Source organism: Variovorax sp. Soil_C_26 (assembly GCF_057657075.1).
Genome location: NZ_JBDGJC010000006.1, coordinates 301,558 through 314,893, shown reverse-complemented (window position 1 = coordinate 314,893; position 13,336 = coordinate 301,558). Strand labels below are relative to the sequence as shown.

Sequence of the window (13,336 nt, the reverse complement as noted above, 5' to 3'; positions counted from 1 at the left end):
TCAGGTCTGGGGTGCGGCGGAGGCGGCCTTGATGGCCGCGCGCTCCTCGGTCGTTTGCGCCACTTTATCGCGAACATAGAGCGGCCAGGCATGCGCGGCATCGACCGTGCGGCCGGCGGCAAGCAGCGCCGGCGCGAGACGCAGCATCGCGGCCGCGGTCGGCAGCACTTCGTGGCGCGCAGCGGCGGGCGCAAGGCGCGGCCCGTAGGCAGTAAAGGCGTTGCCGGCAAGAGACCAGCCCGCAGGCACCTCGAGCGATTCGGGCGCCAGCAGCAACGGCGCGGCGCCATCGCCTTCTTCCGCGTCGCCGCCGAGCGCGCCGCCCGCCTCGAAGTCGTAGCGTGCGGCGTAGATCTGGTCCATGCGCGCGTCGAGCACGGCCACCACCTGGCGCGCGCCGAAGGCATGGCGCGCCTCCTCGGCCACGGCCAGCAGCGTGTCCACCGGCAGCAGCGTCACGCCGCTGCCGAAGGCCAGGCCCTGCGCCACCGCGCAGGCCGTGCGCAGGCCGGTGAACGAGCCCGGCCCGCGGCCGAACGCGATCGCGTCGAGGCTGGCGAGTTCGAGCCCGGCCTCGGCCAGCAGCTGCAGCACGAGCGGGATCAGCGTGCTCGACGCCTGCGCGCCCCCCGCGCCGCTGTGCGTGAACAGGCGCTCGCCGTGGCGCACCGCGACCGACAGGTGCTCGGTGCTGGTGTCGAAAGCCAGGAGCCTAGGCATCGCATCGCCCCGCCACAGGCACCGCAGGGACCGGCGGCGCCGCACGCGCACCGGCCGCACCCTTGTGCACGCCGAACAGGATGCCCGCGGTCACGAGCGCCAGGCCGGCCACGAGGTTCCAGTAGAGCGGCTCGCCGAGCCAGATCACCGCGCCGAAGGCCGAAAGGCCGGGCACGAGCGCGGTGATCATGGTGGTGCGCACCGGCCCGAAGTACTGGACCATGCGGGTGAAGGTGATGCCCGAGATCACCACCGAGCCCACGCCCTGGAACAGCATCTGGAAAGCGACCTCGCCCCAGGGCGCGTCGCCGATGTGGCTAACGACCGCGCCCGACGCGACCAGCAGCGTGTAGACCGGCACGTAGGTCATGAGGGCGAAGACGGTGATCGCGATGGTCGCGCGCACCGCGTCGAGTCCGTGGCGGCGCGCCACCACGCCGTAGCAGGCCCAGCAGAAGGCCGCGCCCATGAAGAGCAGGTCGCCCTTCCAGACCTCGCCGCCCTCGAAGGCACGCAGCAGGCTGCGCCCGCCGACCAGGAAGGCGCCGGCCACGATCAGCGCGAGCCCGAACGCCCGCGCCGGCGTGATGCGGTCGCGCAGCACCAGCGCGGCCAGCAGCGTGGTCCACAGCGGCAGGCTGCCCGGCATCAGCACCGCGGCATGGCCGGCAGGCGCGAAGAAGAAGCCGCTGTAGGCGAGCGAGGCGTAGGCCACGCCGCCGAAGATGCCGGCGCTCGCCGTGACCCGCAGCGACAACGGCGAAAGCCCGAACAGCGAGTCGGCGGAGCCGGACTGCTGCCTGCGGCTGCGCACGACCAGCCAGGCGCCCCAGGGCACGAGCACCAGGCTCGCGCCGGTGATGCGCGCGAACGCCAGGTCGAACGGCGTGAGCGAGCGCGCGGCCGAGGCCCGGGCGATCACGATGAACGCGGTCCAGACCAGCACGGTGACCACGGCCGCGCCGATGCCGAGCGTGCGGGGCGAGAAGCGGGGCAAGGCGGGCATCGGGCGATTATCGAGGGCCGCCGGCGCCCACGCCGGGGCGGGGATTTGCCGCGGCGGCCGGACCGTGCCGCTGGCCGTTTTTTCGGCCCGGGATAATCGGCCGATGCGCCTGTTCCGCCCCGCCTTCCTCCACACCGCCTTCGCCTTTTCGCTGGCCACGCTCGCCGCTGCGGGTGCCCATGCCCAGCAAGCGCCTGCGCCCACTGCCGCCCAGCTTCCTGCCCAATTCCCCCCCCAGGTCGAGGCCGCACTCGCACGCGCCAAGGTGCCGCGCGATTCGGTCACCCTGCTCGTGGCCGACGCCGAGGGGCAGCGTCCGCCGCGGCTGGCCTGGCGCACGCAGGTGCCCGTCAATCCGGCCTCGGTCATGAAGCTGGTCACCACCTACGCCGCGCTCGACACGCTCGGACCGGCCTACAGCTGGAGCACGCCGGTCTACGTCGAAGGCACCGTGTACGGGGGCGTGCTCAACGGCAACCTCTACATCAAGGGCCAGGGCGACCCGAAGCTGGTGCTGGAGCGCGCATGGCTGCTGTTGCGGCGCGTGCAGGGCCTCGGCATCACGACGGTGACCGGCGACATCGTGCTCGACCGCACGGCCTTCGAGGGCACGGCCGACACCGACCCGGCCGCCTTCGACGGCGAGCCGCTGCGCCCCTACAACGCCTCGCCCGAGGCGCTGCTGGTGAACTTCAAGTCGGTCGCCATGACCTTCACGCCCGAACGCGGCGGACAGGTTGCGCGCGTGAACTACGAGCCCCCGCTTGCGAGCGTGTCGATGCAGCCCACGGTCGCGCTCGTGCCTGGCGAATGCGGCGACTGGCGCGCCGCGCTCCGGCCCGACTTCAGCGATCCGAACCGCATCCGCTTCGAGGGCGGCCTGCCCGCGGCCTGCGGCGAGAAAGCCTGGGCCGTCGCCTATGCCGACCCACGCACCTACGCGCTGCGCGCCATCGGCGGTCTGTGGGCCGAGATGGGCGGCCGCGTCGGCGGCCAGATGCGCGACGGCCGGGTGCCCGCGGGCCTGCGGCCGGCCTTCGAGTTCGCCTCGCCGCCGCTCGCGGAGGTGGTGCGCGACATCAACAAGTTCAGCAACAACGTGATGGCGCAGCAGCTGTTCCTCACGCTCGGGCTCACCCAAAGGAACCGCGGCACGCTCGAAGCCTCGCGCGCCGCAATGGGCCAGTGGTGGCGCGACCGCATCGGCACTGGCGAGGCGCCGCCGGTGTTCGACAACGGCTCGGGGCTGTCGCGCGACGAGCGCATCAGCGCCGCAGCGCTCGGCCGGATGCTGCAGGTCGCCTGGCGCTCGCCGGTCATGCCCGAACTGATGTCCTCGCTGCCGGCCTCCGGCGTCGACGGCACGCTGCGCAAGCGCGCACTGCGCTCGGGCGGCGCGGCCCACCTGAAGACGGGATCGCTGCGCGACGTGTCGGGCGTGGCCGGGTACGTGCATGGCGCGAGCGGCCGGCGCTACGTGCTCGTGGCCATTGCCAACGGCGAGAACGCCGGCGCATCGCGGGCCGCGTTCGATGCGCTGATCGACTGGGCGTCGCAGGACAACTGAGCGGCGCCGCGGGCCGGTGTACTGAAAACTTCTGCGGGGTAGGCGCTGCTTGCGTGCGGCACGGGCGCTGCACAGAATCGGACGGTCGTTCGATTCCAACGCCCATCATCAGGAGACCGCCTTGAAGAAAACGCCCCGACTTCCATTCGCCCTGCTGGCTCTGCTGCTCTCGGCCTGCGGCGGGGGCGGCGGCGGCGGCGGCATCGGCGTGGTCTTTCCGCCGCCAGGTGGCGGCGGCGACACCGGCCGCGGCTCGGTCGTGACCGATCCGCCCGAGCAGACCGCCAAGCTCTCGGCCGACCAGTTCCGCGCCAGCCTGCAGGCAAGCGACCAGGGCAAGGCGCTGCTGCAGGTGGCCGGCGCGCCCAAGTGCGGCTTCGAGTTGCGCTACCTCGAATACCGCACCGTCGGCGGCAAGAACGAGGCCACCAACGCCACCGCCGCGATCATGGTGCCCTCCGGCGCCGACGTGGCCTGCAACGGGCCGCGGCCGGTTGTGCTGTATGCGCATGGCACCAACGCCGCGCGCGACTACAACCTTGCGAAGTGGACCGATGCCGCGCAGCCGGCCGCCGGCGAGGGGCTGATGATCGCCGCCATGTTCGCGGCGCAAGGCTACATCGTGGTGGCGCCCAACTATGCGGGCTACGACCGGTCGACGCTGCCGTACCACCCCTACCTCAACGGCGAGCAGCAGGGCAAGGACATGGTCGATGCGCTCACGGCGGCACGCAAGACTTTCGCCGGCATCGGCGCCAACGACGCCGGCTCGCTGCTGATCACCGGCTATTCGCAGGGCGGCTACGTGGCGATGGCGGCGCACCGCGAGATGCAGGCCACCGGCAAGCCGGTGACGGCCTCGGCACCGCTGTCGGCGCCGTCGGCCATCGGGCTGCTCGCCGACTACACCTACCAGGGCTGGCCCGCGCTCGGCAGCACGCTGTTCATCCCGCTGCTGTCGACCAGCTGGCAGCAGCAGTTCGGCGACGTCTACAACAGCACCGCCGACATCTACGAAGCGCGGTACGCGAACGGTATCGACACGCTGCTGCCGAGCCGCACGCCCGTGGCCCAGCTGATCGCCGACGGCAAGCTGCCGCAGCTCGCGCTGTTCCCGGCCGGCGCCACGCCGGGGCCGGTGAGCCCCGAGCTGTCGATCTTCTACGGCCCCGACAACCTGATCCGCCAGAGCTACCTGACGCAGGCCGCAAGCGACATCCAGGCGAATCCGTGCCCCGGCAACGCGCTGCCCGCGACTGCCGCCTCGCTCAATTCGGCCACGCCGCTCGATTGCCGGCCCGCGATCGGCTTCCGCAAGGCCGCGCGCGCCAACGACCTGCGCAACTGGCTGCCGGCCCGGCCGGTGCTGATGTGCGGCGGTGCCAACGATCCGACGGTGAACTTCGTGAGCACGCGTGCCACGGCCGGCTACTTCCGCGCCCGCGGCATGCCCGCGGCCGCGCTCGCGGTGGTCGACCTCGAGGACACCGGCGCCACTGACGCCTACGCAGCGGCGCGCGCGGGCTTCGCGCAGGCCAAGAGCACGCTGGCGCAGAACACTCCGGGCAGCGATTCCGACAAGGCACAGGCGGTCACGCTGGCCTACCACGGCACGCTGGCGCCGCCGTTCTGCCTGGCCTCGGCGCGCGGCTTCTTCCAGGGGGTGCTGGCGGCGGGCGGTTGAAGCGGCGGCTCAGGCCGCGGCCGCTCTCTGCAGGCGGTCGCGCACGCCTTCCCATTCGGGCGTGGCGGGCGGCATCTCGACCCAGATCAGCTTGACGCCCTCGGCGTCGAACTCACGCAGCACCGCGAACAGCTGGTGCGCCGCCGCCGCCGCATCGTCGGGCATGCGCCGCTGCAGCACGCGCTGCGACCGGTTGCGCACCTCGGTGCGCGCCCACACCGCGATGTGCGCCGCGCCGGGGCCGAGCACGTCGAGCCCGGTCTGGATCGCCTTGGCGTCCATCAGCCGCAGCTTGGCATTCGGCGCGTAGTGCGCCTCGAGCGTGCCCGAGGCGCGCGGCTCGGGGGTCTCGAGCACCTCGCGGTCCTGCAGATGCTCGCCGAGCGCGGCCTCGATCTGCACGCGCGTGATCAGGCCCGGCCGCAGCAGCACCGGCGCGCCGCGGCTGCAATCGACGATGGTCGACTCGATGCCCACCTCGCAGGCACCCCCGTCGATCACGGGCAGCGTATCGCCGAACTCGTCGGCCACATGCTGCGCCGTGGTCGGGCTGACGCGGCCGAAGCGGTTGGCGCTGGGCCCCGCAAGGCCCGGCACGCCCTGCTCGGCGCAGGCTTCGAGCAGCGCCTGCGCCACCGGATGCGAGGGGCAGCGCAGGCCGATGGTGTCCTGCCCGCCGGCCGCCGCCGCGGCCACGCCGGGCTGCCGCGTGACGATCAGCGTCAGCGGACCGGGCCAGAAGGCCTGCACCAGCTTCTGCGCGAACGGCGGCAGCGGCTGCGCGAAGCGCGACAGCGCCTCGGTGCCCTTGGGCCCGGCCGCGACATGGACGATCAGCGGATGGTCGGCCGGCCGGCCCTTGGCCTGGAAGATGCCGGCGACCGCCGCATCGCTGGTGGCGTCGGCGCCGAGCCCGTAGACGGTCTCGGTCGGGAAGGCGACCAGGCCGCCCGCGCGCAACACGCGCACGGCCTCGTCGAGCGCGTCGGGGGACTGGCCGTCGAGGATCATGCGAGATCGGCGGCCGAGAGCGCCGGCAGGCCGAGCAGCAGCGCCGCCTGGGCGGCGGTGGCGCGCACGCTCTCGAGCGTGGCGCCGGTGAGTGTCAGGTGGCCCATCTTGCGGCCCCGGCGCGGCTCGACCTTGCCGTACAGGTGCAGGTGCGCGCCGGGCAGCGCGAGCACCTCGCTCCAGCGCGGCGTGACCGGCTTTTCGGCACTGTCGGGGAACCACAGGTCGCCGAGCAGGTTGAGCATGAGGGCCGGGCTGTGCTGGCGCGGCACAGCGAGCGGCAGCCCCGCGAGGGTGCGCACCTGCAGTTCGAACTGCGACACGTCGCAGGCTTCCATCGTGTAGTGGCCGCTGTTGTGCGGCCGCGGCGCCATTTCATTCACCACCAGCGAGCCGTCGGCGAGCGCGAAGAACTCGACGCAGAGCACGCCGACGTAGTCGAGCCCGGCGGCGATGCTCTTGGCCGAATTGACCACCGCCTGCGCCACGGTCTTGGGCATGTTCTGCGCATGCACCTCGGTCACCGCGAGGATGCCGCCGCGGTGCAGGTTGCGCTGGGGCGGAAAGTGCACCAGATGGCCGTCGCGGCCGCGCGCGACGATCACCGAGCATTCGAATTCGAGCGGCAGCAGCTTCTCGAGCACGCACGGCACGCAGCCCACGGCCTGCCAGGCGTCGACCAGTTCGGCGCGCGTCGACACGCGCAGTTGGCCCTTGCCGTCGTAGCCGAGGCGCGCGGTCTTCAGGATGCCCGGCAGCAGCGCCTCGTCGATGGCGGCCAGCTGCGCCGCGGTCTCGATCACCGCGTAGGGCGCGCAGGCCACGCCGCAGCGCGTGAAGTGGGCCTTCTCGGCCATGCGGTCCTGCGCGATCGCGATCGCCGGGGCGCCGGGCGCGACGGGCCGCGCCACCGCCAGCTTCTCGAGCGAGGGCGCGGGCACGTTCTCGAACTCGGTCGTGACCGCATCGGCCAGGCCCGCGAGCCGCGCGAGGCCGTCGACGTCGGCGTAGTCGGTGTGGACGTGGTGATGGCTCACGCGGCCGGCGGGGCTGTCGGGATCGGGGTCGAGCACCGCCGTGAAATAGCCCATGCGCTGAGCCGCATGCACGAACATGCGCCCGAGCTGGCCGCCGCCGAGCACGCCGAGCGTGGCCCCCGGCAAGAGCGGAAAGCCGTTGCCGTCGGCGCCGTTCACAGCGCACCCCCGCCCTGGGGCGAAAAGGGCGAGACGGTGCCGGGTGCTGCCGGCGGCAGGGCCATGGCCTCGGCCGCGGCGGTCTGCGCGGCCCGGAAGGCGTCGAGCTGCGCGCGCAGCGCCGGATCGGCGTGCGCCAGCATCGCCACCGCGAACAACGCCGCGTTGGCGGCACCCGCGTTGCCGATGGCGAAGGTGGCGACCGGCACGCCCTTGGGCATTTGCACGATGCTGTAGAGCGAGTCGACCCCCTGCAGGTGGCGGCTGGCGACCGGGACGCCGAGCACCGGCACCGTGGTCTTCGAGGCCAGCATGCCCGGCAGATGGGCCGCCCCGCCCGCCCCGGCGATGATCGCGGTGAGCCCGCGGCCGGCGGCGCTTTCGGCGTACGCGAAGAGCGCATCGGGCATCCGGTGGGCCGAGACCACCTTCGCTTCGTGCCGGACACCGAATTGCTGGAGAATCTCGACAGCGTTGCGCATCGTCTCCCAATCGGAGCTCGAGCCCATCACCACACCGACCTGAATGGTTTCGTTCATGGTTTCAATTTTACGTTTCACCCCCAGCTGTTCCCGATGATCGACATCACTCTTGAAAATTTTCAGGCCGACCTGATCGAAGCCTCGATGGCCACACCGGTGCTGCTCGACATCTGGGCCGAATGGTGCGGACCGTGCAAGCAGCTCGGCCCGGTGCTCGAGAAGCTCGAAGTCGAGTACGCCGGCCGCTTCACGCTGGCCAAGCTCGACGCCGACAAGGTGCCGCAGATCTCGTCGCAGCTGTCGGAGATGTTCGGCGTGCGCAGCATCCCGTTCTGCGTGATGTTCAAGGACGGCCAGCCGGTCGACGGTTTCGTCGGCGCCATCCCGGCCGAGAAGATCCGCGAGTTTCTCGACAAGCATGTGCCCGGCGCCGAGCAGGTCGAGGCGGCCTCCGAGGAAGCCGCCGCGCAGGAGGCGCTGGCCGAAGGCGACACCGAGGGCGCGCTCGAGCGGCTGCAGCATGCGGTGGCGGCCGATCCGGCCAACGACGATGCGCGCTTCGACTACGTCAAGCTGCTGCTGCAGATGGGCCGCATCGACGACGCCAAGGTGGCGTTCGCGCCGGTGATCGCCAAGACCACGCTGGTGCGCCGCCTCGATTCGCTCCAGCGCTGGATGGACGCCATCGATTTCGCGGCACCGGCCTCGGGCGCCGCACCGTCGCTGGCCGATTTCGACGCGCGGATCGCCGCCGGCAAGCGCGACTTCGATGCCCGCTTCGGCCGCGCGCAGCTGCTGATGGATGCGCAGCGCTGGACCGACGCCATGGACGAGTTGCTCGAGATCCTGATGCGCGACAAGGGCTGGAACGAAGAGCTCGCACGCAAGACCTACATCGCGGTCCTCGATCTGATCGAGCAGCCGAAGCCGAAGGTGGCCGACGGACAGATTCCGCCGGACGATCCAGTGCTGGCGACTTACCGGCGCCGGCTCAGCAGCGTGGTTCTAAGCTGAGCAGGCAAAAATGCGCAGATAAATAAGCATTCTTTATAAAAAGCGACTTCTAAGTCGCTTTTTTATTTGCTGAACGGCCTCAAATTAGCTATCATAAATACTCATATCTCCGACAAAGAGTACGTTGATGCGCAATTTGACCGATGAACTCCAGAATGCCCGCAAGGCCGCAGGCCTGAGCCAGGACGCACTGGCCACGCAGGCGGGGCTCTCGCGCATGACCGTCCAGCGCATCGAAAGCGGCCAGATCGATCCGCGGCTCTCCACCCTGCTCGAGATGGCGCGGGCGCTGGGGCTCGAACTCATGACCGTGCCCGCCGAGCTGCGCCCGCAGCTCGAGGACTTTGTGCGCTCGGGCGGCCGCCTGCTCGGCCAGCCGCCGGGCGCGGGCGCGCCGCCGTCCATCGCGCAGAGCCTCGCCGACGAACGCCGATGAGCACCGCGCCGGGCCGCCCCAAGCAAGCTCGCTCCCGCTTGGCGGGAAGGCGCGCAGCGCCAAGGGTGCACCAGTGAGCACCGCCGCCGCCTTCAACACCGGCATCCGCTACCTGCGGATGTACCTGCATGCGCCCGGCGGCGGCGCCGAGGGCACGGCGCGGCGCGCCATCGGCTATCTCTCGCAGTACGGCGACATCCTGCGCGTCTCGTTCGACGAGGCCTACATCGCCGATCCGGCGCGCCCAACGCTGTCGCTCGCCTACCGCGGCGCCGACGAGGCCGCCACGCGCGCGATCCTGTCTTCGGCGCGCGATGCACGCGTGTCGCGCGGCGACGGCCATTGGCCGAGCTATTTCCAGAACCTGCTGCCCGAAGGCCACAACCGCGAGCGCCTGGCGCTGCAGCGCGGCTGCAGCGCCGACGACGAATTCGAGCTGCTGGCCGCCGCGGGACACGACCTGATGGGCGCGCTCGAGGTCGAGCCGGTGCCGGCCGCCGACGGCATTCCGCAGACGGTCCGGCACTGGCACACCGCGCTCGGCCTCGACGTGCTCGAACCAGGTTTCGTCGAGCTGCCGGTCGAAGACGCGGCGGCCATCCCGGGCGTGGTGACCAAGTTCTCGGCGGTGCAGGACGGCCGCCGCTACGTGGTGCGGCGCCATGGCGCGGCCGGCTCCTTCATCCTGAAGCTGCCGACCACGCGGCATCCCGATCTGGTGGCCAACGAATACACGGGCTACCGCCTTTGCGGTGCGCTCGGGCTCGACTGCGCCGAAGCCAGCGTGATCGACCGCGCCGATGCCGACCTGCCCGAGCAGGTGCCGTTCGGCCAGATCCTCGCGGTGCGCCGCTTCGACCGCAGCGCCGATGGTGGCCGCATCCACATGGAGGAGTTCGCGCAGGTGCTGCAGTACGAGCCGCGCCAGAAATACGGCCGCGGCCTCGCGGTCGACTGGCCCGCGATGCTGCGCGTGCTGGACCGGCTGTCGCCGAACCCGGTGGGCGACGTGCGCGAATGCGTGCGGCGCATCGTCGCCTTCATCCTGCTCGGCAACAGCGACGCACACCTGAAGAACTGGGCGCTGCGCTACCCCGACGGCGTCGCACCGGTGCTGGCGCCGTTGTACGACCCGGTGTGCGTCGCGGCCTTCTTCGAGGACGTGCCGGCACCCGACTACGCGGTCAACCGCGCCATCGACGCCAGGCTGCGCGCCTTCGACTGGGCCGCGCTCGACGCGCTGCTGCGCGCGGCAGGGCTGCTGCGGCCGGCGCGGCTGATGGCGATCGCGCGCGACACGGTCCGCCAGGCGCAGGCCGAATGGCCCGCACTGCTGGCCGACGACGCCACGCCCGCGAGCGTGCGGCGCTGCGTGGCCGCGCGGCTGCAGGGCGCGGTCGCATTGGCAGGCTAGCGCCGCGTCGAATACGATGGCGGCGATTCAACTTGTTGCATTTCTCGAGCAAAGAAGGAAAGACCGTCCATGCGTTTTCTCGCCCGCCCCGTCCTTGCGACCCTGACCCTGGTTCTGGGCGCCGCCCTCGCCGGCTGCGGCAGCGGCATCAGCCTCGACGAGCCGATCGAAGGCCCGCTCTGGCGCCTCGCGCAGCTCGGCACCGAGCCCGTGCCGCCCGGCAGCGACGCCCAGGTCCAGTTCGACGCCTCCAGCGGCCGCGTGAGCGGCTCGGGCGGCTGCAACCGCATGTCGGGGTCGTTCACGCGCAGCGGCATCACACTGCGCATCGGCCAGCTGGCCTCGACGCGCATGGCCTGCACCGATCCCGCGCGCGCCGCCACCGAGGCGCAGTTCATCTCGGCGCTGGAGCGTACGGCCAGCTACCGGCTGGCCGGGCCCGGGCGGCTCGCACTGCTCGACGCGGGTGGGCGCACGGTGGCAACGCTCAACGCCGCCGGCCGCTGAAAGCCGGAACGAAAAGCGTCAGCCGGTGAGGCGCTCGAGCGCCTCGCGGTACTTGGCGGCGGTCTTCTCGATGATCTCGGCCGGCAGGCGCGGCGCGGGCGGCGTCTTGTCCCAGGGCTTGCCGTTGATCTTGGTGGCCTCGAGCCAGTCGCGCACGAACTGCTTGTCGTAGCTCGGCGGATTGGTGCCCGCGGCCAGCGCGGCCTGATAGCCCTCGACCGGCCAATAGCGCGAGCTGTCGGGCGTGAGCACCTCGTCCATCAACACCAGCGTGCCAGCCTCGTCGAGGCCGAACTCGAACTTGGTGTCGGCAATGATCATGCCCTTGGCGAGCGCGATCTGCGCCGCCGCCTCGTAGATCTCGAGGCTGATCTCGCGGATCTGCTGCGCAAGCTTGGGTCCGACGATCTCGACCACGCGGTCGTAGCTGATGTTCTCGTCGTGCTCGCCGGCAGCGGCCTTGGCGGCAGGCGTGAAGATCGCGCGCGGCAGCTTGGCCGCATTGGTGAGGCCCTCGGGCAGCGGCACGCCGCAGACCGAGCGGCTTTCCTGGTATTCCTTCCAGCCGCTGCCGGCCAGGTAGCCGCGCACCACCGCCTCGACCGGGATCGGCTTCAGGCGCTTCACCAGCATCGAGCGGCCCGTGACCTGCGGCACCTCGTCGGGCGTGACCACGCTTTCGGGCGCCTCGCCGGTCAGGTGGTTGGGGCAGAGCTGGCCGAGGCGGTCAAACCACCACAGCGCCATCTGCGTGAGGATCTCGCCCTTGCCCGGGATCGGTTCGCCCATGATCACGTCGAAGGCACTGAGCCGGTCGCTCGCGACCATCAGGATGCGGTCCTCGCCGACGGCATAGTTGTCGCGCACCTTCCCACGCGCAAGCAGGGGCAGGCTCTGGATGGAGGAGGTGTGAACGGTGGTCATGGCAGGGGCGGCTGGCGCGTCGGCGACGCGGAATGAAAGAGGGAGAGGGTCGGGGGCAGAGTTTAGGGCTTTGCTGGCGGCGGCAACGTCTGCGCGAGCAGCCACTCCCGCTCGCGCGAAATGGGCAGGCCTGCAAGCGCGTGGTCTCGCGCATGCCCGATCTCGGTGAGGGCGGCAGCAGCCAGGCCGCCTTCGGTGTTGGCCGCCACGATGGCGAGCAGCTTCTGCACGCGCAGCGCCACTTCGAGCGAGCCCGCACCGTCGCGCGCGATCGGCTCCACCACATCGCGCACCAGGTCGACCGGATCGAGCGGCACGATGCTCACGCGGCGCGCTTCGCCGGCCGGCGCCGCGGACGGCGGTTCGTCATCGCCGCGAGGGCGGCATCCCTCGACCAGTACGCGCGTCATGGCGCCGAGCACCGCAATGGCGGTGCCCGAGTCGTTGACCGCTGGCGACAGCGCGCGCTGCGCGATCTCGCTGAGCATGATCAGCCCGAAACGCGGGTCTTGCCGCTCGGTGCGTTCGCGCCCCAGCACGAAGGCCTGCGCCACGCCGTCGCACAGCGCTGCGCGCTCGTCCAGACCGGCCGGGACATCGAGCAGGCGCGCCAGCACCGTCGCGCGGGACACGAAGCTGCCCGGGCGCACGCACACGTGCACCCTGGCGCCTGCGGCTTCGGCGGCTTTCTCGATGCCGGGCACGTCGATGTGCTGCAGGTAGCCGGTCCACGCCACATGCACCGGCTTGCCGAGGTCGTTGGCGGCCGGATCGGCGACCAGGCGCGCGCCCAGCCCCGGCGATGCGCACCAGTCGCGCAAAGCCTGCGTGGCCACCTTTTCCACCGTTTCGATGGTGTGGTTCATGCGGCCCAGCGTGGACAAGGTGCCGATCCATCGCAGCAGTGCGAGGATCAGGTAGGCCAGCACGCAGACGGTGAAGACGAACAGCACGAACCGCCCCGAGGCACCGTAAGAGCGCACGCCCAACGCCACCAGCGCGATGATCGAGAAAATGAAGGCCGAGACGAAGGCGGCAATCGCGTTCTGTGCATCGTTGTTGGCCATCACCAGGCGCGTGGCGCGTGGCGTGGCCGACGACGAGGCCGACGCGTAGGCGCTGACCAGAATGGAGAGCGAGAAGGTGGTCACCGTGAGCATGCTCGCGGCGATGATGGACAGCAGGCTTTCGAGCGTGTCGTGCGCGATGTCGGGCAGCACGCCCGGCGGGATGAACGCGTTGGCGAGTGCGGCCATCAGCGCGGCGCCGATCGCGGCCAGGCTCCACAACGCCGGGCGAAACCACAGCTGCTCGCGCAGGCGGTTCCACCAGATTTTGTAGCGGAACGCGGCCACCATGAAACGACCGCCGCGCG

13 protein-coding genes are annotated in these 13,336 nt (G+C 71.2%); 6 read left to right on the top strand and 7 right to left on the bottom strand.

The features are described from left to right. Nucleotides 1-720 (bottom strand): tRNA (adenosine(37)-N6)-threonylcarbamoyltransferase complex dimerization subunit type 1 TsaB, encoded by a 720-nt coding sequence (gene tsaB, locus AC3A6G_RS19255; RefSeq protein WP_487874361.1) that lies wholly within the window; start codon nucleotides 718-720, stop codon nucleotides 1-3. Further along, a complete protein-coding gene (locus AC3A6G_RS19250; protein WP_487860939.1) occupies nucleotides 713-1,726 on the bottom strand; it encodes a DMT family transporter in 1,014 nt (337 codons plus the stop codon). Before AC3A6G_RS19250 ends, tsaB begins: the two co-directional genes overlap by 8 nt. Nucleotides 1,727-1,829: 103 nt before the next feature. On the opposite strand from AC3A6G_RS19250, the gene dacB reads away from it, so the two are divergent. Continuing rightward, nucleotides 1,830-3,293: a D-alanyl-D-alanine carboxypeptidase/D-alanyl-D-alanine endopeptidase gene (gene dacB / locus AC3A6G_RS19245; protein ID WP_487860938.1), complete on the top strand. Its 1,464-nt coding sequence runs from the start codon at nucleotides 1,830-1,832 to the stop codon at nucleotides 3,291-3,293. A 121-nt stretch (nucleotides 3,294-3,414) separates the two neighbouring features. Beyond that, on the top strand, nucleotides 3,415-4,977 hold the full coding sequence (locus tag AC3A6G_RS19240) for an alpha/beta hydrolase family protein (RefSeq protein WP_487874360.1): 1,563 nt from the start codon (nucleotides 3,415-3,417) through the stop codon (nucleotides 4,975-4,977). 9 nt (nucleotides 4,978-4,986) lie between these two features. Here the strand turns inward: AC3A6G_RS19240 and AC3A6G_RS19235 are convergent, their stop codons facing one another. From AC3A6G_RS19235 to purE, 3 genes are read right to left on the bottom strand one after another with little or no spacing between them, the layout of a single operon-like run. Continuing rightward, nucleotides 4,987-5,988: an L-threonylcarbamoyladenylate synthase gene (locus AC3A6G_RS19235; protein WP_487874359.1), complete on the bottom strand. Its 1,002-nt coding sequence runs from the start codon at nucleotides 5,986-5,988 to the stop codon at nucleotides 4,987-4,989. Then, complete coding sequence (locus AC3A6G_RS19230) at nucleotides 5,985-7,184, bottom strand: 5-(carboxyamino)imidazole ribonucleotide synthase (RefSeq protein ID WP_487874358.1); 1,200 nt, start codon at nucleotides 7,182-7,184, stop codon at nucleotides 5,985-5,987. Before AC3A6G_RS19230 ends, AC3A6G_RS19235 begins: the two co-directional genes overlap by 4 nt. Continuing rightward, nucleotides 7,181-7,723 carry a 5-(carboxyamino)imidazole ribonucleotide mutase gene (purE, locus tag AC3A6G_RS19225; RefSeq protein WP_487860934.1) on the bottom strand — a complete coding sequence of 181 codons (543 nt, stop codon included), beginning with the start codon at nucleotides 7,721-7,723 and terminating at the stop codon, nucleotides 7,181-7,183. The genes AC3A6G_RS19230 and purE overlap by 4 nt, the downstream gene beginning before the upstream one ends. Nucleotides 7,724-7,759: 36 nt before the next feature. On the opposite strand from purE, the gene AC3A6G_RS19220 reads away from it, so the two are divergent. From AC3A6G_RS19220 to AC3A6G_RS19205, 4 genes are all read left to right on the top strand, one after another. Beyond that, the gene (locus AC3A6G_RS19220; RefSeq protein ID WP_487874357.1) at nucleotides 7,760-8,680 is read left to right on the top strand and encodes a tetratricopeptide repeat protein; all 921 of its coding nucleotides are present in this window, start codon (nucleotides 7,760-7,762) and stop codon (nucleotides 8,678-8,680) included. 127 nt (nucleotides 8,681-8,807) lie between these two features. Then, nucleotides 8,808-9,116 carry a helix-turn-helix domain-containing protein gene (locus AC3A6G_RS19215; RefSeq protein WP_487864587.1) on the top strand — a complete coding sequence of 103 codons (309 nt, stop codon included), beginning with the start codon at nucleotides 8,808-8,810 and terminating at the stop codon, nucleotides 9,114-9,116. A gap of 118 nt (nucleotides 9,117-9,234) precedes the next feature. Next, a complete protein-coding gene (locus tag AC3A6G_RS19210) occupies nucleotides 9,235-10,530 on the top strand; it encodes a type II toxin-antitoxin system HipA family toxin (protein WP_487864685.1) in 1,296 nt (431 codons plus the stop codon). A gap of 69 nt (nucleotides 10,531-10,599) precedes the next feature. Continuing rightward, the gene (locus tag AC3A6G_RS19205; protein WP_487860931.1) at nucleotides 10,600-11,037 is read left to right on the top strand and encodes an META domain-containing protein; all 438 of its coding nucleotides are present in this window, start codon (nucleotides 10,600-10,602) and stop codon (nucleotides 11,035-11,037) included. 18 nt (nucleotides 11,038-11,055) lie between these two features. Here AC3A6G_RS19205 and AC3A6G_RS19200 read toward each other — a convergent pair whose 3' ends face one another. Both AC3A6G_RS19200 and AC3A6G_RS19195 read right to left on the bottom strand, forming a co-directional pair. After that, nucleotides 11,056-11,961, bottom strand: coding sequence for a phosphoribosylaminoimidazolesuccinocarboxamide synthase (locus AC3A6G_RS19200; RefSeq protein ID WP_487874356.1), 906 nt, complete (start codon nucleotides 11,959-11,961; stop codon nucleotides 11,056-11,058). Nucleotides 11,962-12,023: 62 nt separating this feature from the next. After that, nucleotides 12,024-13,319 carry a DUF2254 domain-containing protein gene (locus AC3A6G_RS19195; RefSeq protein WP_487874355.1) on the bottom strand — a complete coding sequence of 432 codons (1,296 nt, stop codon included), beginning with the start codon at nucleotides 13,317-13,319 and terminating at the stop codon, nucleotides 12,024-12,026. Nucleotides 13,320-13,336: the final 17 nt, after the last annotated feature.

Coding starts and splice junctions, on each gene's coding strand:
- AC3A6G_RS19235 (WP_487874359.1), bottom strand. CDS start 5,988: ATGATCCTCGACGGCCAGTCCCCCGACGCGCTCGACGAGGCCGTGCGC.
- dacB (WP_487860938.1), top strand. CDS start 1,830: ATGCGCCTGTTCCGCCCCGCCTTCCTCCACACCGCCTTCGCCTTTTCG.
- AC3A6G_RS19200 (WP_487874356.1), bottom strand. CDS start 11,961: ATGACCACCGTTCACACCTCCTCCATCCAGAGCCTGCCCCTGCTTGCG.
- AC3A6G_RS19220 (WP_487874357.1), top strand. CDS start 7,760: ATGATCGACATCACTCTTGAAAATTTTCAGGCCGACCTGATCGAAGCC.
- tsaB (WP_487874361.1), bottom strand. CDS start 720: ATGCCTAGGCTCCTGGCTTTCGACACCAGCACCGAGCACCTGTCGGTC.
- purE (WP_487860934.1), bottom strand. CDS start 7,723: ATGAACGAAACCATTCAGGTCGGTGTGGTGATGGGCTCGAGCTCCGAT.
- AC3A6G_RS19205 (WP_487860931.1), top strand. CDS start 10,600: ATGCGTTTTCTCGCCCGCCCCGTCCTTGCGACCCTGACCCTGGTTCTG.
- AC3A6G_RS19195 (WP_487874355.1), bottom strand. CDS start 13,319: ATGGTGGCCGCGTTCCGCTACAAAATCTGGTGGAACCGCCTGCGCGAG.
- AC3A6G_RS19210 (WP_487864685.1), top strand. CDS start 9,235: ATGTACCTGCATGCGCCCGGCGGCGGCGCCGAGGGCACGGCGCGGCGC.
- AC3A6G_RS19215 (WP_487864587.1), top strand. CDS start 8,808: ATGCGCAATTTGACCGATGAACTCCAGAATGCCCGCAAGGCCGCAGGC.
- AC3A6G_RS19250 (WP_487860939.1), bottom strand. CDS start 1,726: ATGCCCGCCTTGCCCCGCTTCTCGCCCCGCACGCTCGGCATCGGCGCG.